Source organism: Streptomyces lanatus (assembly GCF_014655715.1).
Lineage (GTDB): Bacteria > Actinomycetota > Actinomycetes > Streptomycetales > Streptomycetaceae > Streptomyces > Streptomyces lanatus.
The window spans coordinates 119,590-141,341 of the sequence record NZ_BNBM01000011.1; the positions used below are offsets into that span (position 1 = coordinate 119,590).

At 70.8% G+C, this 21,752-nt stretch carries 23 protein-coding genes; 10 read left to right on the top strand and 13 right to left on the bottom strand.

Going from position 1 to position 21,752, the window contains the following annotated elements; translation table 11 throughout:
• Positions 1-54: 54 nt before the first annotated feature.
• From IE325_RS27220 to IE325_RS27230, 3 genes are all read left to right on the top strand, one after another.
• A complete protein-coding gene (locus IE325_RS27220; protein WP_190072713.1) occupies positions 55-510 on the top strand; it encodes an ATP-binding protein in 456 nt (151 codons plus the stop codon).
• Between the two features lie 64 nt (positions 511-574).
• Positions 575-1,156 (top strand): DinB family protein, encoded by a 582-nt coding sequence (locus IE325_RS27225; RefSeq protein WP_229912065.1) that lies wholly within the window; start codon positions 575-577, stop codon positions 1,154-1,156.
• A gap of 71 nt (positions 1,157-1,227) precedes the next feature.
• On the top strand, positions 1,228-1,626 hold the full coding sequence (locus IE325_RS27230) for a helix-turn-helix domain-containing protein (protein ID WP_190072715.1): 399 nt from the start codon (positions 1,228-1,230) through the stop codon (positions 1,624-1,626).
• A gap of 15 nt (positions 1,627-1,641) precedes the next feature.
• On the opposite strand, the gene IE325_RS27235 is transcribed toward IE325_RS27230, so the two are convergent.
• Both IE325_RS27235 and IE325_RS27240 read right to left on the bottom strand, forming a co-directional pair.
• On the bottom strand, positions 1,642-2,244 hold the full coding sequence (locus IE325_RS27235) for a ClpP family protease (protein ID WP_190072716.1): 603 nt from the start codon (positions 2,242-2,244) through the stop codon (positions 1,642-1,644).
• A 1-nt stretch (position 2,245) separates the two neighbouring features.
• Positions 2,246-2,884, bottom strand: coding sequence for a ClpP family protease (locus tag IE325_RS27240; RefSeq protein WP_190072717.1), 639 nt, complete (start codon positions 2,882-2,884; stop codon positions 2,246-2,248).
• A 186-nt stretch (positions 2,885-3,070) separates the two neighbouring features.
• Here IE325_RS27240 and IE325_RS27245 point away from each other — a divergent pair, with 186 nt between their 5' ends.
• Entirely contained in the window at positions 3,071-3,553 is a 483-nt protein-coding gene (locus IE325_RS27245; RefSeq protein ID WP_190072718.1) for a VOC family protein, read from the top strand.
• A gap of 9 nt (positions 3,554-3,562) precedes the next feature.
• Here the strand turns inward: IE325_RS27245 and IE325_RS27250 are convergent, their stop codons facing one another.
• The 5 genes from IE325_RS27250 to IE325_RS27270 form a co-directional block, all read right to left on the bottom strand.
• A complete protein-coding gene (locus IE325_RS27250; RefSeq protein ID WP_190072719.1) occupies positions 3,563-4,444 on the bottom strand; it encodes an SGNH/GDSL hydrolase family protein in 882 nt (293 codons plus the stop codon).
• 118 nt (positions 4,445-4,562) lie between these two features.
• Entirely contained in the window at positions 4,563-5,441 is an 879-nt protein-coding gene (locus IE325_RS27255) for a geranyl diphosphate 2-C-methyltransferase (protein ID WP_190072720.1), read from the bottom strand.
• 50 nt (positions 5,442-5,491) lie between these two features.
• A complete protein-coding gene (locus tag IE325_RS27260; protein WP_190072721.1) occupies positions 5,492-6,541 on the bottom strand; it encodes a family 2 encapsulin nanocompartment cargo protein terpene cyclase in 1,050 nt (349 codons plus the stop codon).
• Between the two features lie 16 nt (positions 6,542-6,557).
• Positions 6,558-7,991, bottom strand: coding sequence for a family 2B encapsulin nanocompartment shell protein (locus IE325_RS27265; protein ID WP_190072722.1), 1,434 nt, complete (start codon positions 7,989-7,991; stop codon positions 6,558-6,560).
• A 292-nt stretch (positions 7,992-8,283) separates the two neighbouring features.
• Positions 8,284-9,276, bottom strand: a complete 993-nt coding sequence (locus IE325_RS27270; RefSeq protein WP_190072865.1) for a zinc-binding alcohol dehydrogenase family protein — start codon at positions 9,274-9,276, stop codon at positions 8,284-8,286.
• A gap of 149 nt (positions 9,277-9,425) precedes the next feature.
• Between IE325_RS27270 and IE325_RS27275 the strand changes: the two genes are divergently transcribed.
• Complete coding sequence (locus tag IE325_RS27275; RefSeq protein ID WP_190072723.1) at positions 9,426-10,223, top strand: VOC family protein; 798 nt, start codon at positions 9,426-9,428, stop codon at positions 10,221-10,223.
• Positions 10,224-10,257: 34 nt separating this feature from the next.
• Positions 10,258-10,950: a ribonuclease H family protein gene (locus IE325_RS27280; RefSeq protein WP_190072724.1), complete on the top strand. Its 693-nt coding sequence runs from the start codon at positions 10,258-10,260 to the stop codon at positions 10,948-10,950.
• Between the two features lie 69 nt (positions 10,951-11,019).
• Here IE325_RS27280 and IE325_RS27285 read toward each other — a convergent pair whose 3' ends face one another.
• From IE325_RS27285 to melC1, 3 genes are all read right to left on the bottom strand, one after another.
• Positions 11,020-11,214: a hypothetical protein gene (locus IE325_RS27285; protein ID WP_190072725.1), complete on the bottom strand. Its 195-nt coding sequence runs from the start codon at positions 11,212-11,214 to the stop codon at positions 11,020-11,022.
• Positions 11,215-11,310: 96 nt separating this feature from the next.
• A complete protein-coding gene (gene melC2 / locus IE325_RS27290) occupies positions 11,311-12,135 on the bottom strand; it encodes a tyrosinase MelC2 (protein ID WP_190072726.1) in 825 nt (274 codons plus the stop codon).
• Positions 12,136-12,169: 34 nt separating this feature from the next.
• Entirely contained in the window at positions 12,170-12,544 is a 375-nt protein-coding gene (gene melC1 / locus IE325_RS27295) for an apotyrosinase chaperone MelC1 (RefSeq protein ID WP_190072727.1), read from the bottom strand.
• A 289-nt stretch (positions 12,545-12,833) separates the two neighbouring features.
• Between melC1 and IE325_RS27300 the strand changes: the two genes are divergently transcribed.
• The gene (locus tag IE325_RS27300) at positions 12,834-14,039 is read left to right on the top strand and encodes an FAD-dependent monooxygenase (RefSeq protein WP_190072866.1); all 1,206 of its coding nucleotides are present in this window, start codon (positions 12,834-12,836) and stop codon (positions 14,037-14,039) included.
• Between the two features lie 7 nt (positions 14,040-14,046).
• Here IE325_RS27300 and IE325_RS27305 read toward each other — a convergent pair whose 3' ends face one another.
• The gene (locus tag IE325_RS27305; RefSeq protein WP_190072728.1) at positions 14,047-15,741 is read right to left on the bottom strand and encodes a cholesterol oxidase substrate-binding domain-containing protein; all 1,695 of its coding nucleotides are present in this window, start codon (positions 15,739-15,741) and stop codon (positions 14,047-14,049) included.
• A 138-nt stretch (positions 15,742-15,879) separates the two neighbouring features.
• On the opposite strand from IE325_RS27305, the gene IE325_RS27310 reads away from it, so the two are divergent.
• Together IE325_RS27310 and IE325_RS27315 are read left to right on the top strand one after the other, a co-directional pair.
• Positions 15,880-16,863, top strand: coding sequence for an aldo/keto reductase (locus tag IE325_RS27310; RefSeq protein WP_190072729.1), 984 nt, complete (start codon positions 15,880-15,882; stop codon positions 16,861-16,863).
• Between the two features lie 60 nt (positions 16,864-16,923).
• Positions 16,924-17,406, top strand: a complete 483-nt coding sequence (locus IE325_RS27315; RefSeq protein WP_190072730.1) for a DUF6328 family protein — start codon at positions 16,924-16,926, stop codon at positions 17,404-17,406.
• A 29-nt stretch (positions 17,407-17,435) separates the two neighbouring features.
• Here IE325_RS27315 and IE325_RS27320 read toward each other — a convergent pair whose 3' ends face one another.
• Positions 17,436-18,449, bottom strand: a complete 1,014-nt coding sequence (locus IE325_RS27320; RefSeq protein ID WP_190072731.1) for a hypothetical protein — start codon at positions 18,447-18,449, stop codon at positions 17,436-17,438.
• Between the two features lie 128 nt (positions 18,450-18,577).
• Here IE325_RS27320 and IE325_RS27325 point away from each other — a divergent pair, with 128 nt between their 5' ends.
• The gene (locus IE325_RS27325; RefSeq protein ID WP_190072732.1) at positions 18,578-20,014 is read left to right on the top strand and encodes a serine hydrolase domain-containing protein; all 1,437 of its coding nucleotides are present in this window, start codon (positions 18,578-18,580) and stop codon (positions 20,012-20,014) included.
• Here IE325_RS27325 and IE325_RS27330 read toward each other — a convergent pair whose 3' ends face one another.
• Complete coding sequence (locus tag IE325_RS27330; RefSeq protein WP_190072733.1) at positions 20,015-21,628, bottom strand: serine/threonine protein kinase; 1,614 nt, start codon at positions 21,626-21,628, stop codon at positions 20,015-20,017.
• Between the last annotated feature and the right edge of the window lie 124 nt (positions 21,629-21,752).

Genomic DNA, 21,752 nt, shown 5'->3' on the forward strand with positions numbered 1-21,752 from the left:
ACGAGGACTGGTGCAACAGCGTCCGGCCAGTTCCGGCTTCCGAGAGAGAAACGCATGACCGAGCACGTGGACGGTGCAGTGATTACGACTGGTTTCGACGTGCCCGTCGAACCGCTGCGGCGGGCGGCGCACTACAGCGGTGAACCGGGATGCATCGCCGAGGCGCGGACCTTCGCCGCGCTGTTCCTCGGCCGGCTCAGGACCGAGTGGTGCGCCACGATCGGCGCGCCCGCCGAGGACAAGGTGCTCCTGGTGGTCAGCGAGCTGGTCACCAACGCCGACCGGCACAGCAACGGCCCGTACATCCTGGACCTGGAGGGCACCGACGACGCGGTGACGGTCTGCGTGTACGACAGTAGCTCCGCCCTGCCCCGCCGCTACCCCCGGGACCCGGAGCGGGTCGGCCGGCACGGCCTGGAGATAGTGCACGCCCTCGCGACCGAGGTCGCGGTGGAGCGGGTGCCCGTCGGCAAGCGGGTGCGGGCCCTGCTGCGGCTCGACGAGGAGTGACGGCGTCCCGCCACGGCCGGAAATCGGGTGGCGGTCCCGATGCCGACCGCCCATGCTCGCCCGTATGACCGATGTGACGGAGTCGGACGACGCGCTGCCCGAACGCAGCTTCGGCTGGTGGGACATGTGGGTCGGCCCCGCGGAGGACCCCCGCAGCGACGGCGGCTACGTCGGTGAACTCGCGACCCTCGTCGGCTACCTGAGCGACCAGCGCCTCACCTTCGAGATGAAGTGCGCCGACCTGGACGCCGAGGCCATGGCCCGCCGCTCGGTCCCCCCGTCCAACCTCTCCCTGCTGGGCCTGCTGCGCCATCTGGCCGGTGTCGAACAGGGCTGGTTCCGCCGTGTCATGGCCGGACAGGACGTCCCCCGGCACTACCGCACCGAGGCCGACCCCAACGGCGACTTCGACGGCGCCGTGCCCGACCCCGCGGTCGTCGCCGAGGCCTGGGCGACCTGGCGGTCCGAAGTCGCCTTCGCGGAACGCTTCGTGGACGAGGCACCGAGCCTCGACATCATCGGCAACGGCGCCGACGAGCCGATCGCCCTGCGCGAACTGCTGGTCCACATGATCGAGGAGTACGCCCGGCACAACGGCCACGCCGACTTCCTGCGGGAGCGGATCGACGGCCGGGTGGGGCAGTGACAGCCGGGGATTTCCCCCAGGGCGGAACGCCGATGCCTTCCCCTCCCGCCCCATGTTCCTAGGCTGGGAAGGTGACCGAACAAGCGTCGAAAGAAGCCCGCGTCATTCCCCTGCGCCCGGGAACGACCCGCCCCACGTCCGAACGCCCTGCCCCCGCCCCACCCCGGCCCCCCGCCCCCAAGGAACCCCTCTGGCGCGACCTGGTCGGCGACGTCCTGCGCCGTGAGCGGCTCGCCCAGGAGCGCACGCTCAAGGACGTGGCCGACGCCGCGCGGATCTCCATGCCGTATCTCTCGGAGGTGGAGCGCGGCCGCAAGGAGGCCTCCTCGGAGGTTCTCGCGGCCGCCGCCCACGCCCTGGGACTCGGCCTCGGCGACCTGCTGTCGCTGGCACAGGGCGAGCTCGTGCGGCACGCCTCCCGCCCAGTCAGGACAAGGGCGCCGTACGACGGGCTGTGCCTGGCCGCATGAGGCTGCGCCGGCGCCTCAGACCCGCACGAGGCGCCGGCTCACCACCTCGTCGGCCAGCCCGTACGCCACCGCCTCCGGTGCGGTGAACACCTTGTCGCGGTCCATGTCGGCCCGCAGTGTCGCGAGGTCGTGTTGGGTGTGCCTGGCCAGCACCTCTTCGACCTGCGCGCGGATCCGGACCATCTCCTTGGCCTGGACGGCGAGGTCGGAGATCATGCCCCGGCTGCCGCCCGCGGCGGGCTGACCGAGCAGCACACGCGCGTGCTCCAGTACGAACCGCCGCCCCGGATCCCCTCCGGCCAGCAGCACGGCGGCCGTCGATGCCGCCTGCCCGACACAGAACGTGGAGATCGGCGCCTGCACATACGTCATGGTGTCGTAGATCGCCATGAGCGAAGTGAACGAGCCGCCGGGGGAGTTGATGTAGATCGCGATCTCGTTCTCCGGCGCCGCGGACTCCAGATGGAGCAGCTGCGCGATGACGACGTTGGCGACGCCGTCGTCGATCTCGGTGCCGAGGAAGATGATGCGCTCCGACAGCAAGCGACTGAAGACGTCCGAGGACCGCTCGCCGTGTGCGGTCCGCTCCACGACGTACGGAATCGTGTAGTTCCCCATGTCACAGCCCCATCCGTCGCTTGGAGGTGGCCGGGCGGACGTCCGCGAGGGACTGGACGACCTGGTCCACCATGCCGTACTCCCTGGCCTCCTCGGCCGTGAACCAGCGGTCGCGGTCACCGTCCCGGGAGATGGTCTCCGGGGTCTGGCCGGTGTTCTCGGCGAGGAGCCGCTCCATGGTCCGCTTGCTGTGGTCCAGGTTCTCCGCCTGGATCTCGATGTCGGCGGCAGTGCCCCCGATGCCCGCCGACCCCTGGTGCATCATGATCCGCGCGTTCGGCAGGGCGTACCGCTTGCCGGGCGCGCCGCCGCAGAGCAGGAACTGGCCCATGCTGGCCGCGAAACCCATGGCGAGCGTGGAGACGTCGTTCGGGACGAGTCGCATCGTGTCGTAGATCGCGAGACCGGCGTACACGGACCCGCCGGGGCTGTTGATGTACAGGCTGATGTCGGTACGCGGGTCTTCCGCCGACAGCAGGAGCAGCTGGGCGCAGACCCGGTTCGCGGAGGCCTCGGTGACCTCAGTGCCGAGCAGCACGATGCGCTGGCCGAGCAGTTGGGCGGCGAGATGGTCGTCGAACCGGGTCGGTGAGGCATCCCCCTCCTCGGCCCGGGGCGCGAACGCGGCGAGTGCAGTCATCAGGTCTCCTCGTGGTGGTCGGAATGCCGATGACTCCACCCTCGGCCCCGGACGGCGCCGACGACCGATTTCTCTGCCCGTGGCAGATCAGCTGACGGCAGAGCCCTCCCGACCGATGAGTTTCGCGGCGCGCGCCAGTCGACACACATGACAGCGGATCCCCGCTCCACGCTCCAGGAGGAACTCATGGCAACCGACGGTTTCACCACCTGTCTCTGGTTCGACGGGCAGGCCGAGGACGCCGCCCATTTCTACGTCTCCGTCTTCAAGAACTCCAGCGTCGGCAAGATCGCACGCTACCCGGAGGGCGCGATGCAGCCCGCCGGCAGTGTGATGACGGTCGAGTTCACGGCCAACGGCCACAAGTTCCTCGGGCTCAACGGCGGGCCCCAGTTCAAGTTCACCGAGGCGACCTCCTTCATGCTGTTCTGCGAGAACCAGGAGGAGATCGACTACTACTGGACCAAGCTCACCGAGAACGGCGGCGAGCCCGGCCCCTGCGGCTGGCTCAAGGACAGGTTCGGCGTGTCCTGGCAGGTCGTCCCGGACCGGCTCGACGCGATGGTCACCGACCCCGACCCGGTGAAGGCGGCCCGCGTGACCAAGGCGTTCATGGCGATGCACAAGTTCGACATCGCCGCCCTGGAGAGGGCGTACGCGGGGGAGTGAGCCCCCGTTCTACGGGTTCTCCCGGATCACCCGGGTGATCTCCAGGGCGATCCGCAGGATCCCGGGGGAGCGGGCCGGGCAGGGCTTCGGCGTCGAGGTGGTCGGCGCCAGACAGAAGTGCAGATAGTCGTCGTCGCGGTGCAGGGCCGTACGGTCCCGGCCGGGCTGGGTGCAGTACGCGTCGTGCGCGCGCTCGTACGCCGTGCACGGCAGGTACTGCACCCAGGAGTAGCGGGCCCCGTCCGCGCTCACCGCCCTGCCCGCATCGGCGACCAGATCACCAGAGGCGGCGGCCCGCTCCTCGTAGAGGGCGTTCACCCGTCGGACCCGGTCCGGGGTGATCGGGTCAGGGCCCTGGAGCACCCAGACGATCCGAGCGTCCCCGGCCGCCGCGATCTGGTCCGCGAGCCGCTTCATGTCGGCCGCGTACCGCTTGAAGTACTTCTCCGGGGCGGCGTCGTACGTGATGCCGTCCATGCACGGCGTGTAACCCCACGCGTTGCCCCAGAACTGCAGCACCACGAAGTCGGGGCGCACCTCACGCACCAGGGCGGCCGCCTTGTCCCCGTCCGGGACCAGGGACCGCTCGCGCGTGCCCTCCAGGTAGTCGCACAGCGTCGTGCCCGAGTACGGGGCGCTGGTGTACGTCGCCCCCAGCTCCCGGCGCGTCTCCTGGCCGAGCACCTTCTGCGCCTCCATCGCGAGCGAGTCACCCAGATACAGCACGCGGGGCGCCTTCGGTGGGGCCGATGCCGGCGCCTTCTGCTGCGTGGTGACCGAGGCGCGCGGCACCTCCGGAGGCGGCGCGACCTCCGGCCCGGACGCCGGATCCCCGCACGCGCCGAGCAGCACGACGGCCAGCAGTACTCCCACGAACCACGGCTTGCGCATACGGCGACTCCCGCCCCGGAGACCGAAAACGGCTCCCCAGGCAAGCACGCCCGGGCGCAGGGCGGAAGACCCGCGTCGGCCACGGAATGCCCATGGCCGACGCCGACTTGACGATTGGTCAGACGCGGTCCGCCGCGATCAGCAGATACTGGAAACTGCCGTTGCGGTACGCGTTCAGGAACGTGTCCTCGATGCCCGTCACCAGGTGATCGGCCTCGCGGCGCAACTCCCAGTAGGGGATGGTCGCCTCGGTCAGGTCCTCGACGTGCACCGGGACCAGCCGGTTGCGGGCCATGGCGCGGAAGTACTCCGAGCGCGGGTGGATGTCGCAGATGTAGTGCGCGTTGATGAGGGACACCTCGCGCGAGGCCTGCCCGTAGGTGTCGTTGTAGCAGCCGGTGATCGTCACATAGCGACCGCCGCGGCGCAGCAGCCGGGCGTGCTCGGCGAACAGCAGGTCCAGCTCGACGTACATGGTGGACTCGTTGTTCCAGGAGGCGGCGTACGCCCCGGACTCAAGGCCGGTGTCCAGCATGTTCCGATGGTGGTAGCGCACCCGGTCGTCGATGCCCCGCTTACGGGCCTGCGCGTTGGCGAACTCGGCCTGCTTCTCGGAGATGGTGACCCCGTCGGCGTGGCAGCCGTAGCGCAGATTGGCCACGACACTGCCGCCGCCGCGCCCGCAGCCGGCGTCGAAGACCCGGTCGGCGGGGGAGAGCGGACCGAGCCGCTCGGCGAGGAACTCGGCCTGGGCGTGCTCCAGCCGGTGCAGTTCGGTGGTGATCCGCTCCCGGCGCAGCTCGGCGTCGGGCTCATCGAGCACGGAGCGGTCGGCGGCCCCGATGCCGTAGTGATGGTGGTACAGGTCGTCGAGCTTTCCGAGTTCGAGGTTGACCGGGTTCTCCTCGGCGTTCCAGTAGTCCGCGACGCGGGTCTGGTACGTGGACTGGGTCGGCAGCGACACTTCGGCGGTGCCGGCTTCGGGGGCGATGGTCAACGGTGACTCCTCGGGTTGGTGCGTGTGACGTTCTGTCATTCGACGGCGCTCTACCAGTAGTTGGGCAGGTGATAGCGGTGGGTGTTGGTGGCGTGCCACTCGTGGTTGCCGGCCACCCAGTCGGACAGACCCTGGGCGTAGCGCTCGATGAGCGGTGAGGTGGCGGCGAGCAGCGCGGACTCCTCCTCGAACGCCTCCATGATCCGGTTGTGGATCTCGACGGCCTTCAGATAGGCGGCCTTGAGACCACAGCGCTCGTTGCGGGCGATGACCTGCGGCAGGTTCAGATGGTCGGGGTCGCCGGCCAGTTCCTTGGTGAAGGAGTACAGGTCGTTGACGATCGTGGTGGCGTTGCAGGCGAGCGCCGTGATCCGCTGGATCTCGGGGCGGGCGTACAGCGCCTCGGGCAGTTCGTAGCCGTCGATGGCGTCCACGATCGACAGACAGGGCCGGAAGTTGTTGAACTGCCGCATCACCAGGTACTCCCAGACGTGCGGGACGTACCGGGTCTCGCTCCAGGCACCCTCGGCGAGATAGCCCAGGTGCAGCCGGGCCAGGTCGTGCACCAGGCGGTCGGTCTGGCTGGGCGTGGCGACGGCGGCGTAGTCCTTCAGCGCCCAGTGGTACGAGCGCAGCGGGCCGTCCCCCTGCATGCCGTGCGCCCACTGCTCCTGGTACTCCGGTGGGCCGTGGAACGGGTCGAGGGCCGACTGGGCCATGATCAGCCGCCCGCCCAGGCCGCTGCGCGAGGCGCCCCGGCCCTCGTCCTCCTCGCAGTAGCAGGAGTCCACGATGTTCTCGGCCAGCAGCAGCTTCCCGGCCGCCGTCAGACGCTCCAGGTCGGCCCCGGCCGGATGCTGGAGCACCACCGCCCGGCCGAACTGGAACCCGGAGAAGTCCCCCGACCAGGCCGGCGGGAACAGATCCAGGTCGCGGGCCCACTCCTCCAGCCTGCGGTCGACCTCCGCGGCCTTCTCGGGGTCGGCGGGGGCGACCTGCCGGTACTTGAGCCCCGGGATCGCACCGCCGCGCCGGGCCTTGAGACTGCGGGCGAGGTTCGGCGGTCCGGGCAGGGACGGCGAGGAGGGGGTCGTACTCATCTCAGACACCGCGCGATCACTCAGGGGTCCGGCCGATCTGGGCGTTCTCGAGGATCCCCACCGCGTCGGGGACGAGGATCGCCATCGAGTAGTAGGCGGTGACGAGATAGCGGATGATCGAGTTGGCGTCGATGCCCATGAACCGCACGTTCAGACCCGGCTGGTGCTCGTCCGGGATGCCGGTCTGATACAGCCCGATGGCGCCCTGGTCGCCCTCACCGGTGCGCAGCGCGATGATGCTGGAGGTGTGCTGCGGGCTGACCGGGATCTTGTTGCACGGGAAGATCGGGACACCGCGCCAGGCGGGGATCTCATGCCCGTCGACGCTCGCCGTGCCGGGCACCAGGCCACGCCGGTTGCACTGCCGGAAGAACGCGGCGATCGCCTTCGGATGGGCGATGAACAGCTTGGTCTTGCGCCGCATCGACAGCAGCTCGTCCATGTCGTCCGGGGTCGGCGGCCCGGTGAAGGTGCTGATCCGCTGCCCGTAGTCGGCGCTGTGCAGCAGCCCGAACTCCCGGTTGTTGACCAGCTCCCACTCCTGGCGCTCGCGGATCTCCTCGACCGTCAGCCGCAACTGCTGCTCGGTCTGGTTCATCGGGTTGTTGTAGAGGTCCGCGACCCTGGTGTGGACCCGCAGCACGGTCTGGGTGAGCGACAACTCGTACTCGCGCGGGGAGAGTTCGTAGTCGACGAACCCGCCGTCGATGGTCGGCTCCCCGACATGGCCCGCCTGCACCGGGACATCGGCCTCGCCCTTGCGGTTCATGGGCAGCCGCTGCTGTTCGGCGTAGGCCGCCAGATGCGCGGCGAGCGACGGCGACCGGTCGGTGAACTCCTGGACCACGGTCCAGGGCAGCACAAGGAGCACACCGGAGGTCTCGGCCCGCACCGAGCTCAGCCACAGCGGGTCGGGCTGGCCGATGGCCTCGTCGCCGATCTGGTCGCCGTCGGTGACGACGCCGAGGATCTCCTCCTCGCCGTACTTGCCCTCGGTGAAGCGGGTGAACCGGCCGTGTACGACGAGATAGGCCTCCTGGACCGGCTGCCCGGCCTCGACGAGCACCTGGCCGGCGCGGATCTCACGCACCCGGAACCGGGTGGCGACCTCTTTCAGGACGTCCAGGTCGGAGTAGCCGCGCAGCGCCGGCAGTTCGGTGAGCGTCTGGGGGATGACCCTGATGTCGTCCGCGCCGTTCTGGTCGAACTGCACCCGGCCGCGGCCCACGCGCAGCTGCAGACGCCGGTTGACGCGGTAGGTGCCGCCCTTGACATCCACCCACGGCAGCATCTTCAGCAGCCATCGCGAGGAGATGGCCTGCATCTGGGGTTCGGACTTGGTGGTGGTGGTGAGCTGGCGCGCGGCCTGGGTGCTGAGACTCGTGAGTGCGTCGGGTGTGGGGGCGGGGTCGTCGGCGGCGGGTCCGGTTGCACTCTCGGGTACGGTCACTATCCCCTCCTGGAGGGTGGTCAGGGGTGAGCGGAGTGGTCGGTGACGACGGCAGCCTCTGGGCGCGATGACGGCGGCTCTGTGGCACGGATGGGCCGTACGCGTCGCAGGGACAAGCCAAACAGCGCCGGTGGTTTGCCCGGTACGGCGTGAAGGGGGCGGTTTCTTCACATGGGTGGTGCAAACCCTCGCCGGGGGCGGACGGCGCACGGAGCCGATCTTTCACGCCGGTGGTGATCGCCGGGACGGGCGGGCGTGAGTCGGTATCGTGCGCGCCCCAGCCCTACGCGGGTCAGGACAGGTCGTTCACCAGCACCGCAGCCCCGTCGAAGCGCCCCGCCGCGAGATCCCGCAGCGCCTCGTCCGCCCGCGACAGCGGATAAGTGTGCGTGGTGGCGTGTACGGAGTGCTCGGCGGCGAGCGCCAGGAACTCACGCCCGTCCTCGCGGGTGTTGGAGGTGACGCTGCGCACCTGCTTCTCATAGAAGAGGTCGCTCTCGTACGTCAGCGCCGGGACGTCGCTGAGGTGGATGCCGGCGATGGCCAGCGTGCCGCCCCGGTCGAGCGCCCGCAGCGCGACCGGCACCAGCTCCCCGGCCGGCGCGAACAGGATCGCGCTGTCCAGCGGCTCCGGCGGCAAGTCGTACGCGTCCCGCGCCGAGGCCGCCCCCAGATCGAGCGCCAGCTTCCGCGCCGCCGCCCCGCGTGTGAGGACGTGCACGGTGGCACCCTCGGCCAGCGCCACCTGCGCGCACAGATGAGCGCTGCCGCCGAACCCGTACAGCCCGAGCCGTCCGCCCGCGGGCAGTGCCGAGCGGCGCAGCGCGCGATACCCGATGATCCCGGCGCACAGCAGCGGCGCGAGCGACACGTCGTCCGGCCCGTCAGGCAGCCGGTAGGCGAACGCGGCCGGCACGGTCGTGTACTCGGCGTACCCGCCGTCGGCGTCCCAGCCGGTGTACGACGAGCCGGGGCACAGGTTCTCCGACCCACGCACGCAGTAGCGGCACGTCCCGTCGGTCCACCGCAGCCACGCCACCCCCACCCGCTCCCCGCCGCCGAAGCCACGCACCGCCGCCCCGACCCCGGCCACCTCCCCGACCACCTCGTGCCCCGGCGTCACCCCCGCCCGGTGCACCGGCAGATCCCCCTCGACGACATGCAGATCCGTACGGCACACCCCGCACGCCCGCACCCGCACCAGCAGCTCGTCGTCCGCGGGCACCGGCACCGGCCTGTCCACCAGCCGCAGCGCCCCCGCCCCGGCCACCGACCACGCCCGCATCGTCCCGTCCGCCATCCCGAGCCCCGTCCGCCGTCCGGCCCCCGCCTTCCCAGTCTGGAACGGAACCCGGCATTCGGCGCGCGACCCGACGGCCCGGTGACTAGCGTAAGAATCCGGACAACTCACCGATCCGGGAGAGGGCCGCAGTCATGGCCGTGAAACCTGAGGGAACCCCGATCTGGGCCGACGCGATGTTCAGCGACATCGAGGGGGCCAAGAACTTCTACGGAGACGTCCTGGGCTGGACGTTCGGCGAGCAGGCGTCGGAGTACGGCAACTACACGCAGGCCTACGCGAACGACAAGGCCGCCGCCGCGGTCGTCCCGCCCATGCCGGGCCAGGAGGGTCAGTCGCAGTGGTGCCTCTACCTCGCCACCGCCGACGTGAACGCCACCGCCGCCAAGATCCGTGAGAACGGTGGCGAGATCCTGATGGAGCCGATGGCGGTCGGCGACTTCGGCAGCATGTGCCTGGCCCGCGAGCCCAGCGGAGCCGTCTTCGGCCTGTGGCAGGCCGGCACCCACGAGGGCTTCGAGGCGCCGGCGGAGGAGCCGGGCGCCTACTGCTGGGGCGAGGTCTTCACCCGCGAGCGGGAGAAGGCGGACACCTTCTTCCCGGCGGTCTTCGGCTACCGCTCGAAGCAGATGGAGGACGACGCGGTCGACTTCCGGATCTACTCGATCGGCGAGGACATGGTGCTCGGCCGGATGCAGATGACCGACGAGTTCCCGCCCGAGGTCCCCTCCTACATCAACCTCTACTTCTCCGTCGAGAACTGCGACGACGCCGTGGCCCGCGCCACCAAGCAGGGCGCCATCCTGCGCTTCGGCCCGATGACCTCGCCGTTCGGCCGGTTCGCCGCGCTCAGCGACCCACAGGGCGCCAACTTCTCGGTGATCGACGTCACCACCACCGAGGGCGAGATGCCGAAGACGACGGAGGTATAGGCAGCGGCGGGCGGACCGCCCGCCGGCCCATGGCATGATCGGGCACATGCTTGAACGAGTTGTGGCCGCGTGCGACGGGGCTTCCAAGGGAAACCCCGGGCCGGCGGGCTGGGCCTGGGTGGTGGCGGACGAGTCGGAGACCCCCGTGCGCTGGGAGGCGGGAGCACTCGGCAAGGCCACCAACAACGTCGCGGAACTCACCGCCCTCGAGCGCCTGCTCGCCGCGACCGACCCCGGCGTACCGCTGGAGATCCGCATGGACTCGCAGTACGCCATGAAGGCCGTCACCACCTGGCTTCCCGGCTGGAAGCGCAACGGCTGGAAGACGGCCGCCGGCAAGCCCGTGGCCAACCAGGACCTGGTCGTACGCATCGACGAACTGCTCGACGGCCGCAAGGTCGAGTTCCGCTACGTACCCGCCCACCAGGTCGACGGCGACCCGCTCAACGACTTCGCCGACCGTGCCGCCAGCCAGGCCGCCGTCGTGCAGGAGTCCGCGGGCACCGAGCTCGGCTCACCGGAGCCCCCGCCCTCCCCGGACACCCCGCAGACCAAGGCCCCGCGCCGCAAGGCGGCGGCGTCCCGGAAGAACGGCAGCTCCTCGCGCACCATCAAGGCCAAGTTCCCCGGCCGGTGCGTGTGCGGCCGCGGCTATGCGGCGGGCGAGCCGATCGCCAAGAACGCCCAGGGCTGGGGCCACCCGGACTGCCGTACCGCCGAGGCCTGACGACGAGGTGATTTCCTCGAACTGCTTCTGAGGAATCGGCGGCACGGGCACCGACTGGGCCGGGCAGCCCTACTCCCGGTGGGCGACCCAGGTGGCCTGGCTGGTCGGGGGGTTGAGGTCCCCGGTGAGCGTGCCGTCGATGTTCCCGCTGTTGCCTTCCCACGAGGCGAATCCGGTGAAGGTGCCGTTGCTGCACCCCGACCGTGCCGCGTCCCGCCCCTCGAGGGCAGAAGCGTCCGCCGTGGAGACAGTGAAGGCCAGCACGGCTGCCACCGCCGCCCATGGGGGTACCGCCGAGGTGAGGCCGCAGTGGGGGTCAGCCGGAGTGCGACCGGGCATGGCCGCATCGGCAACAGGCGCTCAGGCCGCGTCGAACGTGTAATGCGCGGTGTGGTCCAGCAGATCCGCGGGGCGCACGTCGTTCCACGGCTTCATCGTGTCGCCCAGATCGATCACATTCGGCGTCCCGGCCACCGGCACATACCCGGAGCCGGGGTGCCGTCTCTGCCAGTCGGCCCACAGCTTGTCGATGTAGGCGTGGTGCAGCCAGAACACCGGGTCGTTGGGTGACATGCCGGTCGCCATGTGCCCGCCCACCCACACATGCACCCGGTTGTGGAGATTGACGCCGCGCCAGCCTTCGAGGTGGTTGCGGAAACCGTCCGACGCGCTGTTCCACGGCGCCATGTCGTACGTCGGCATGGCCAGCACCGACTCCACCTCGGCCCGGGTCGGCAGCTCCCGTACGGCGGTGCCGAGCGAGCGGCGCAGATACGTGCGGCCGTCGACGCGCACGTTGATCGGCCAGTTGCCGGCCGAGGCGGCGAACGGCCCGTCCATCACCTGTCCGTCGCGGCTGCGCCCGGTGCCGCCGAGGAAGTCGGGCGCCCACAGTGAGGACCGTATCGAGCGGTCGGTGCCCCAGTCCCAGTACGGCAGCGAGACCGAGGCGTCCACCTCCTGCAAGGCGCGTTCGAAGTCGAGCAGGAATCTGCGGTGCCAGGGCAGGAACGACGGTGAACGGTGGCCGGTGCGCTCGCCGTTGTCGGTGTCGCCGACGATGAAGGCGTTGTGCGTGGTGACGAACGAGTCGTAGCGGCCGAGGCGCTTCAACTCAAGGAGGGCGGCGACGAATCGGCGCTTCTCGTCGGCGGAAAGGGTGGCCTGGTTCTTGCGGACGGTCATGGTCGCGGGTGCTCCGAAGTGCTGGTGGGGTGGGTCAGTTGGCGGGGAAGGGCAGCAGTACGGCGCCCTGGAGCTCATCCACGGCGGCGCGGGCCGCGGCGCGTGGGGTGGGCACCGGGTCGTAGTGGCTGACGACGCTGATCCAGGTGCCGTCGGCGTTGCGCATCACATGCAGCTCGACGCCGTCGACGAACACGGCGTAGCCGCCGCCGTGATGCTGATGGGCGCCGCCCGAGGCGGGGCGGCCCTGTATCCGGCGGCCCTTGTAGACCTCGTCGAAGGACGCCGGGGAATGGTGATCGTGCCCGTCGGCGGCGGACGTGGTGGGGGAGGCGGCCACCCCGGCACCGGCCGCGGTGGCGAGGGCGGCCGCGACGGTGAGGGCATGACGACGACTGAGTTCCGGCATGCGGATCTCCTGGGTGTGGTTCGGTGATGCGTTCGGATGTGGACCCCGCATGCCTATCGGGCCGGATGAGAGCGGGAGAAATCGGTCGCGAGTGGTTGGCTGCGATCCGGACAATTGCCTACATGTCATGCAAGGTTGAACGAAGGTGATCTTGCCGTGAGAGGTGGCCGGGCTCCCCGGAACGGGGAATTCCTTCCCCTGGAGATCGCGTTCCCGGTGATCCTTCGCGGACGGGCGTGGCGGCAGTGGCGTGTCTCACCCGTAGAAACTGGCGGGATCCGTGATGGTGGTGCGCGTGAAGATCGTCTGCGTCGGAGGCGGGCCCGCCGGCCTGTACCTCGCGATCCTGCTCAAGCTGCGCGACCCGTCCCACGACCTCACCGTCCATGAACGCGACGCGGAGGGCTCCACCTACGGCTGGGGCGTCACCTACTGGCGCGGACTGCTCGACCAGCTCCACGCGCACGACCCCGAGACCGCCCGCGCCATCGAGGCGAGCTCGGTCCGCTGGAGCGAGGGAGTCGCCCACGTACGGGACCTGACGACCCGCCAGCCCGGCGACGAGGGACACGGCATCGGCCGCCACCGGCTGCTGCGGATCCTCGCCGAGCGGGCCCGCTCACTGGGCGTACGGCTGGAGTTCGAGAGCCTGATCACGCCGGACGACCTGCCCGCCGCCGACCTGCTCGTGGCGGCCGACGGCGTGCACAGCGCCCTGCGCACCCGGCACACGGACCACTTCGGAACGCGGATCGACACCGGCCGCAACCGCTACACCTGGCTCGGCACGACCAAGGTCTTCGACGCCTTCACCTTCGCGTTCGTCGAGACCGACCACGGCTGGATCTGGTGCTACGGCTATGGCTACGGCCCCGAGGCGAGCACCTGCGTCGTCGAGTGCGCCCCGGAGACCTGGACCGGCCTCGGCCTCGACACCGCGCCCGAACCCGACGGGCTGGTCCTGTTGGAGAAGCTCTTCGCGGACGTCCTCGACGGCCACCCCCTCATCGGCCGCCCGTCCGCGCAGGCCCCGTGGCTGAACTTCCGCACCGTCACCAACCGCACCTGGCACCGCGGCAACCTCGTCCTCATCGGCGACGCCGCCCACACCACCCACTACTCCATCGGCGCCGGCACGACCCTCGCCCTGGAGGACGCCATCGCCCTGTCCGGCGCACTGCACGAGCGGCCCACCCTCCCGCAGGCCCTGACCCGCTACGAACAGCGGCGCAAGCAGGCCCTGCTGACCCTCCAGAGCGCGGCCGGCCACAGCGCCCGGTGGTACGAGGATCTGCCCCGCTACATCCACCTGCCCCCGCAGCAGATGTTCGCCCTGCTCGGCCAGCGCCACTCACCCCTGCTGCCCCATGTGCCGCCGCGGCTGTACTACCGGATCGACCGGGCGGCCGGGCGGCTGGAGGCGATGCGCCGGTTCAAGCGCTGGCTCGGCCCGAAGCTGGCGCGCACCGCGCAGGCCAGGGCGCCCCGCGAGTAGCCGCACCTCACCGCAGCAGCCGGTCCAGGAAGGCGTTGCCGAACACCCGGTGCGGATCCAGCCGGTCCAGCACCTCGGTGGCCTGCCCCCACGCCTCCTCCCCGAAGCTGCCCGGCACCACATGCCCCAGCACCTCGCCGTCGCTCCAGGCGGCGTCGCGGGTATAGGCCCAGCCCTTCGACCACTCGACCCTCGTCATCGCGTGCTCACCGTCGAAGGTGCGCAGCAGGAACCGCTCCAACTGGCTGCAGAACTCCTCCGCGTACGGCGTCCCCGGCAGCGTCAGGATGTTCAGCCACACCGCGGTGTCCCACTCGGGGCGGTCCTCGGGCGGCCGGAGCGCCGACAGCAGCGGGGTCCGCGCCCCGGCCGCCCCGACGTCCCCCGGATCGTCGAGGCCCGTCACCCGGATCTCCACCGAACCGTTCACCGGGAAACGTCCCCGGTCGGCGTAGGCGGTGAGCCGCTCGCGGTAGAAGGCGGTGAACTCGGCGACCACGCGCTGCACCTGATCCCGGCCGGTCAGCACCGCGTATCCGTTCGTGGCGATCCTCAGCGTCGTCGGCCGCAGATACAGCAGCGTGTTCTTGGACGGCCCCCAGATGTCCGCCGACCCCGTCGCCACCAGCCCGAGCGCGGCCACGTCGTACTGCGCTGCGCCGAGCAGCGGCGCCAGATACCAGGCCCCGTCCGCCATGATGTGCCCGACCAGGTCCGCGACCGGGCCCGGGACGCTGTCGGAGAACGGATAGTTGTACGGCGTCCGCACCCGCCGCGAACCCGGCGGCCGGGTGGGGGAGACGCTCCACACCTTCAGCCACGGATGCTCGGTGAAGGCGAACCAGATCGCCTCGACCCGCCCGGCCCGGTCCAGGAAGCTCGCGAAGGTGCGTCCCCCGCCACCGCCGCCGGGCGCGGCGAACAACTCCCCGGCCGGGATGTCCGTGCGGCTGACGCACCGCAGATCGCTGTTCGCGCCCACCCGCAGCACGACCTCGGTGACGAAGGAGCGGCCGAGATGGGTGAGCAGCGCGGCGCAGTCCGCCTCGTCCCGGGCGTAGGTCCGCAAGCCGTACGCGCCAGTCTCCTCGTCCCAGACGACCGCCGTGAGCGACAGCACGAGATTGCTCAGCGAGCCGTAGGTGTGGCCGGGCAGCCGCTGTTCGCCCCGCGCCGGTACGGCGGTGCCGTGCGCGTCGATGGCCAGGGCGCCGCCCAGGGTGAGGTTGCCGGGCGCGGGTGCGGCGGTGACGCCGAGGCCGTGGCCCTCCAGATGGGTCAGCAGGGCCTCCAGCGTGACGCCAGTGCCGACGCGCACCGAGGTCGGGGACTGAAGGGCCAGGCCGGTGAGGTGGGTCGCCGTGTCGACGAGGAGGACCGGCGCGTCCGGCGGGGTGCCCCGGGTGATCGTCAGCGGCGACCAGCCGTGCGAGGAACCCCGGGCGCGCACTCTCCAGCCGTGCCGCCAGGCCCAGTTGACGACCTCGACCACCTGCTCCGGGCCGGCCGGGGCGCAGGCCCACAGCCCGTCGGCGGTGATCTCCGCGACCCAGTTGCGGTACGCCGAGCGGCCCAGCGCCACGCCCGGCGGAAAGTCCGGCAACTCCTGCGCCGCGACGGCCGGATCCGCCGGGAGGAACGTCGGTACGGCGCCCAGCGCGGCGGCACGGAGGAAGCCCCTGCGGGTGAACTTGTCGATCACAGGGTCAAGCTAGGGACGTGCCCGGGGGTAACCGCTTGCCCACCGAACGGATTCACTCTTGTGAGTGAAGGATTCACAGGTGACGGAGCGGAGGGGCCCGCTCCGCGCAGGCGCACGACCAAATGGCAGACTGACGCCATGGACGAGCGTGTAATCGGTAGGTCGGGTCAGCGGGCATCCGTCGTCGGTCTCGGCACCTGGCAGCTGGGTGCCGACTGGGGAGACGTCGACGACAAGGAAGCCCTTTCGGTACTGGAGGCGGCGGTCGAGTCGGGGGTGACCTTCTTCGACACGGCCGATGTGTACGGCGACGGGCGCAGCGAGCAGACCATCGCCGCGTTCCTGCGGGAGCGGCCCGAGCTGGACATCTTCGTGGCGACCAAGATGGGCCGCCGTGTCGACCAGATCCCCGAGAACTACGTTCTCGACAACTTCCGCGCCTGGAACGACCGTTCCCGGCGCAACCTCGGCGTGGACCGCCTCGACCTGGTCCAGCTGCACTGCCCGCCGACGCCCGTCTACTCGACCGACGAGGTGTTCGACGCCCTGGACACCCTGGTCGAGGAGGAGCGCATCGCCCACTACGGCGTCAGCGTGGAGACCTGCGCCGAGGCGCTCACCGCGATCGCCCGGCCCGGCGTCGCCAGCGTGCAGATCATCCTCAACGCGTTCCGTATGAAGCCCCTGCTGGAGGTGCTGCCCGCCGCGCAGGAGGCGGGCGTCGGCATCATCGCCCGCGTCCCGCTGGCCTCCGGCCTGCTGTCCGGCAAGTACACCAAGGACACCGTCTTCCCCGCGAACGACCACCGCACCTACAACCGGCACGGCGAGTCCTTCGACCAGGGCGAGACCTTCTCCGGCGTCGACTACGCATCCGGTGTCGAGGCGGCCGTGGAGTTCGCCGCCCTCGCCCCGCAGGGCGTCACACCGGCCCAGCTGGCGCTGCGCTGGATCATCCAGCAGCCCGGCGTGACCACCGTCATCCCCGGCGCCCGCTCGCCCGAGCAGGCCCGCGCCAACGCGGCCGCCGCCGCACTGCCGGAGCTGTCCGGCGACACCCTCACCGCGATCCGGGAGCTGTACGACAGGCGGATCAAGGACCAGGTGGAAAACCGCTGGTAGAAGCGCCGGTGGCCCCGCCGCCCCGTTTGAGAGAGGCGCGGCGGGGTTACCCGTACCGGCATGACCGAGCAGGAAAGACGGACCGGCCGTGACGAGAGCGAGGAGGAGCGAGCCGACCGCAGATGGGGCGAGCTCCTCCAAGAGGTCCGGGTGACCCAGATGGGCGTCCAGATCCTGTTCGGCTTCCTGCTCACCGTCGTCTTCACCACGAAGTACGACAGCCTCGCCGACACCGACCAGAACATCTACATCGCGACGGTGATCGTGGGCGCCGCCGCCACCGGCGCGCTGATCGGCCCCGTGGCACTGCACAGGCTCGTCGCCGGGCGGCGCATCAAGCCGCAGGCGGTGGAGTGGGCCTCCAAGATGACCTTCGTCGGCCTGCTCCTGCTGCTGTGCACCATGGCCGGCTCGCTGCTGCTGATCCTGCGGGTCGCCACCCACGACGACTTCGTGGTCTGGCTGGTCGCGGGCATCGTCGTCTGGTACGTGCTGTGCTGGTTCGTGCTCCCGCTGTGGGCACGCCGCCGCGCCACGGAGTGAGCGGCGGCGGACCGGCCCCCAGGACGGGGCTACCGCGCCGCGCGCAGAGCCGAGATGCAGGTGGCGATGGCCTGCTGGAGCTCCTCCAGCTGCTGCACCATGTCGTCCTCGACGAACTCCTGGACGTCGTCGAAGGTCAGCTCCTCGAAGACCTTCGTCGCCCGCTGCAGGCTGTTGTAGAACTTCGTCCGCCGCTCCTGCACCCGCAGCTCGGGATCGGCCTCCACGGCCTCGGCGACGAGGGACTTCATGGTGTCGTAGGCGTCCGTGGCCCACTCGCCGGTGTCCTCGTCCTCCTCCAGCTCGTCGATGAGCGACAGATGACGCTCGGCCTCCTGCCGCACATCCACCGGCGCGTCCACGGTCTGCCCGGCGGGCGTCTTGATCTGCCCGGACTCGGCGATCTGACGGACGTATCCGATCCGGTCGGCGGAGCGGCTCTCGGTCGCGACCGCCTTCTTCAGATCGTCGGTGCGTACGACGTCCCGCGCCAGCTCGGCCTGCAGGTCGGGGTCCTCGCGGACCCGGTCGAGGAGGGCCTGGCGGGCGGCGCGGGCGGTCGAGGGGTCGGCGAGGATCGCGGCGCGCAGCGCGGTGGGGTTCTCGGCGACCTCCAGCGCCTTCGTCGGGCGGATCCCCTCGGCCTCGGCGGCCTCGGCGATGGCGGTGCCGCGCTCGGAGGTGGCGCTGTTGCGGGAGACGTAGTAGCTGAGCCAGACGTCGGAGTCCGGCAGCTCCACCTCCTGGCCCGGTGCCAGCGCCTCGAAGTGCGGCACGAGACCGTCGTCGGCGGCCCGGTCCCACGCCTTGTAGTAGCGCATGACACGCTCCGCCGAACATCCGGCCAGCTCGGCGAACTCCTTCGCGGAGACCTTGGGCGTCTCGTCCGCGCCCTGCCCGCCGGGCCGCACACTGCGCGCCACCATCAGGCCGAAGGCCCACCCACCGGTCCGCGCGTAGACCCCGAACTCGCGCGCGTCCCGGGCGACGAGGTCGGACAGGGGCGCGGGGGACGTCTCGGACGGGACGATCGCCAGGCTCACGGATGACTCTCCTGTACAGGCTGTTCGGAAGGCAAAAGTGCCGACCGGCAGCCTATGGCACCCGCGCACACGGATCCTGCCCGGTAAATGTGTCGGCCCTCGCCCCGGCGCCGGGAGAGGATGCCCGCATGCCTGTTCGCCCGCTGCCTTCGAGCACCCCCACCGCCCAGGGCGTCGACGCCGCCGGTGTCCTCGCCTTCCTCGACGCCCTCGACGCCGCCCCCGCGATCGAGCCCCACAGCCTGATGATCCTGCGCCACGGCCACCTGGTCGCCTCCGGCTGGTGGGCGCCGTACACCCCCGAACGCCCGCAGCTGCTCTACTCGATCAGCAAGAGCTTCACCTCGACCGCCGCCGGGATAGCCGCCGGCGAGGGGCTGATACGGCTCGACGACCCGGTGATCTCGTACTTCCCCGAGTTCGACGCCGACATCACCGACCCGCGCAGCCGCGCCATGCTCGTGCGGCACGTGGCGTCCATGGCCAGCGGGCACGAGAGCGACACCGTCTTCCAGGCGTACGAACGCGACGGCCAGGACCTCGTGCGCGGCTTCCTCCTGGTGCCCCCGCAGCGTGATCCGGGCACGGTCTTCGCCTACAACCAGCCGGCCACCTTCACGCTCTCCGCCATCGTGCAGCGCGCCAGCGGCCAGTCGCTGACCGAGTATCTGCGGCCGCGGCTGCTGGATCCGCTCGGCATCGGCGACATCGCCTGGCTCACCGACCGCGGCGGCCGTGAGTTCGGCTTCAGCGGGCTGCACGCCACCACCGACGCCATCGCCCGGCTCGGCCAGCTGTATCTGAACGGCGGCGTCTGGGAGGGCGAGCGGCTGCTGCCCGAGTGGTGGGTGGCCGAGGCCACGCGCACGCAGGTCCCGAACGCCGGTCTGATGCCCGGCGACGACTGGCAGCAGGGTTATGGCTTCAAGTTCTGGATGTCCCGGCACGGCTATCGCGGCGACGGCGCCTTCGGGCAGTTCTGCATCGTGCTGCCCGAGCACGACGCCGTGATCGCGACCACCGCGGACACCCGGGAGATGCAGGCCCTGCTGAACCTGGTCTGGGAACATCTGCTGCCCGCGTTCGGACCGACGCCCGTGGCGGGCGGCGAGCAGGCGGACGCCGAGCTGGCACAGCGGCTGGCCGGCATGGCGCTGCCGCCCGCCGCGGGCGAGCCGCTGCCGCCCGAGGAGGCCGACGCCTGGTCCGCCGCCGCGTTCACCCCGGACGGAGGCGTCTGCGTGGCCCTGCCCAAGCTGACGGCGATCGACCTCGCACCGGACGCGACCGGCTGGACGCTGACGCTCACCGAGGACGGCCACCGGCTCGACGTACGCCTCGGGGACGCCGGATGGACCGTCACCGAGGGACCCGTGCCCACCGCGGTGAGCGGCGGCCGGCGAGACGCCGGCACCCTCGTCGCGGACATCGCCTTCCTGGAGACCCCGCACCACCTGGAGGTGACGTGCTCCCTGAAGGACCGGACGTTCACGGCCCGTTGGCGCACCGACCCGCTGCACACCATGCCGCTGCGGGCGATGCGCGCACCCCGGGCGTCGGGCTGATCAGTCCTCGGGCACCCGGAAGGTCCGCAGGATCACATCCAGCGCCTCCTGGTTCTCCGGGTCGTCCCAGTCGTCCTCCGGGGTCGTCCAGCGCAGGGAGTAGCCGCGGTGCTCGGCGATGAGGAAGCCGCGGCCGAAGGTGCGCAGCCGGGTGCCGTCCTTGTCGGAGACCCACTCCATGTCGGCGGCCTCGTATCCCTGGTACGTGGTCGCCTTGATGTCGCCGATGCGCCGGAAGCCGGTCCGCTCCTCCAGATCGGGCTGGACGTCGTCGCGCCACACGGCGACGGGGTCCGGGCCCAGGGCCTCGCTGTAGGTGACCGTCAGCTTGCGCGGATCGCCGTCGGCGCTGAAGAAGGAGCGGTACGCCACGTCCCCGGCACGGCTGGTGGCCACCGCCTCCCAGCCCTTGGGCAGGGCGACGGAGAAGCCGTCCGGTGAGGTGTATGTGCGGTAGCCGGGCGGCAGGGCCGTGCCCGACGGGGACGCGGTGGGGGGCGCCGAGCCCGTCGGTGTCGGGGTCGTCGCCTCCGCGGAGGGCGGCGTACTGGGCGTGGCCGTGGGCGCCTGGCCGGTCGGCGGGCCGGCGGAGGCGGACGGGGAGGGTGCCGAACCCGCCGACGAGGGACCGGAGTCGTCCGACCGGCTGTTGGTCACGACCAGGACGGCGGCCGCGACGGTGACCACGGCCAGGGCCGTGCCGGCGACCATGGCCCGTCTGCCCCAGGTGGGTCCCACCGGGAACCGGCCACGCACTCGGGGGTGCCGCAGCGGCTCCGTGGCCGCCTCGGGATCCTCGCTGAGGACCCGTACGAAGGCATCGCGGACCACCGGCCGGCTCAGCCGCTCCCGGGAGTCCTTGCGCAGCAGCCCCTGCACCGACTGGGTGAGCGGCCCGGCGCGCACCGGGGCACGCAGCGGAAGCCGGTCGACCCCCTTCAAAGTGGCCTCGGGCCGGTCACGTTCACGGTAGGGCGGTCGGCCCTCGAGCATCGTGTAGAGGATCGCGCCGAGCGCCCACAGGTCGGAGGCCGGCCCGATGCGCTCGTCCCGGGCCTGCTCCGGCGAGGCGTACGACGGTGCCGCGACCCGGGGTGCGAGGGTCGCGCCGGCCAGTCCGAAGCCGGTGACCATGACGGACCCGTCGCCGCCCACGAACACCTGTCCGGGGCTCAGTTCGCCGTGCGTGATGCCCGCGACATGCGCGGCCTCCAGCACGTCGAGCAGTTCGAGGCCGATGCGCGCGGCCCGCACATGGTTGAACATGCCCTGCTGGGCGATGAGTTCGCCCAGGGGTGTGGTGCCGTCGATCCACTCGGTGACGATCCACAGGGTCCCCGACTCCTCGACGGCGTTCAGGACGGTGGCGACCCGGCCCGGGCGCAGCAGCCCCATCCGTTCCGAGGTGCGCAGGATGCGGGACGTGGTCCGGCGCCGGTCGTCGGGGCTCGGATCGTCCGGGAGCCCGATCTGGGTGAGGAGGCACGGGCGTTCGGTTTCCATGTCCTCGCCGTAGTAGCCGACGCGATTCGTCTCGCGCTGGACGACATCTACGAGCCGATACCTTCCGGCGACCAACTCGGCTGTGGTGACACGCGCCTTGACCATGGTCATCCCTCGCTGAACCCCGGGCTCTGATTTCTCACAGGAAGTACGGGGGACATGACGGGAAGCGTTCAACGAAAACCTCAACCAAAGGCCGCTTCTTTTCCTTTGCTTTCTTACGCATCAGTAAGCT

What these genes read in the sequence shown, in the direction of transcription:
- IE325_RS27225 (WP_229912065.1), top strand. Translation starts at nt 575, where the DNA reads ATGACCGATGTGACGGAGTCGGACGACGCGCTGCCCGAACGCAGCTTC.
- IE325_RS27275 (WP_190072723.1), top strand. Translation starts at nt 9,426, where the DNA reads ATGGCCGTGAAACCTGAGGGAACCCCGATCTGGGCCGACGCGATGTTC.
- IE325_RS27250 (WP_190072719.1), bottom strand. Translation starts at nt 4,444, where the DNA reads ATGCGCAAGCCGTGGTTCGTGGGAGTACTGCTGGCCGTCGTGCTGCTC.
- IE325_RS27240 (WP_190072717.1), bottom strand. Translation starts at nt 2,884, where the DNA reads ATGACTGCACTCGCCGCGTTCGCGCCCCGGGCCGAGGAGGGGGATGCC.
- IE325_RS27270 (WP_190072865.1), bottom strand. Translation starts at nt 9,276, where the DNA reads ATGCGGGCGTGGTCGGTGGCCGGGGCGGGGGCGCTGCGGCTGGTGGAC.
- IE325_RS27315 (WP_190072730.1), top strand. Translation starts at nt 16,924, where the DNA reads ATGACCGAGCAGGAAAGACGGACCGGCCGTGACGAGAGCGAGGAGGAG.
- IE325_RS27245 (WP_190072718.1), top strand. Translation starts at nt 3,071, where the DNA reads ATGGCAACCGACGGTTTCACCACCTGTCTCTGGTTCGACGGGCAGGCC.
- IE325_RS27325 (WP_190072732.1), top strand. Translation starts at nt 18,578, where the DNA reads ATGCCTGTTCGCCCGCTGCCTTCGAGCACCCCCACCGCCCAGGGCGTC.
- IE325_RS27220 (WP_190072713.1), top strand. Translation starts at nt 55, where the DNA reads ATGACCGAGCACGTGGACGGTGCAGTGATTACGACTGGTTTCGACGTG.
- IE325_RS27260 (WP_190072721.1), bottom strand. Translation starts at nt 6,541, where the DNA reads ATGAGTACGACCCCCTCCTCGCCGTCCCTGCCCGGACCGCCGAACCTC.
- IE325_RS27280 (WP_190072724.1), top strand. Translation starts at nt 10,258, where the DNA reads ATGATCGGGCACATGCTTGAACGAGTTGTGGCCGCGTGCGACGGGGCT.
- IE325_RS27330 (WP_190072733.1), bottom strand. Translation starts at nt 21,628, where the DNA reads ATGACCATGGTCAAGGCGCGTGTCACCACAGCCGAGTTGGTCGCCGGA.
- IE325_RS27235 (WP_190072716.1), bottom strand. Translation starts at nt 2,244, where the DNA reads ATGGGGAACTACACGATTCCGTACGTCGTGGAGCGGACCGCACACGGC.
- IE325_RS27310 (WP_190072729.1), top strand. Translation starts at nt 15,880, where the DNA reads ATGGACGAGCGTGTAATCGGTAGGTCGGGTCAGCGGGCATCCGTCGTC.
- melC1 (WP_190072727.1), bottom strand. Translation starts at nt 12,544, where the DNA reads ATGCCGGAACTCAGTCGTCGTCATGCCCTCACCGTCGCGGCCGCCCTC.
- melC2 (WP_190072726.1), bottom strand. Translation starts at nt 12,135, where the DNA reads ATGACCGTCCGCAAGAACCAGGCCACCCTTTCCGCCGACGAGAAGCGC.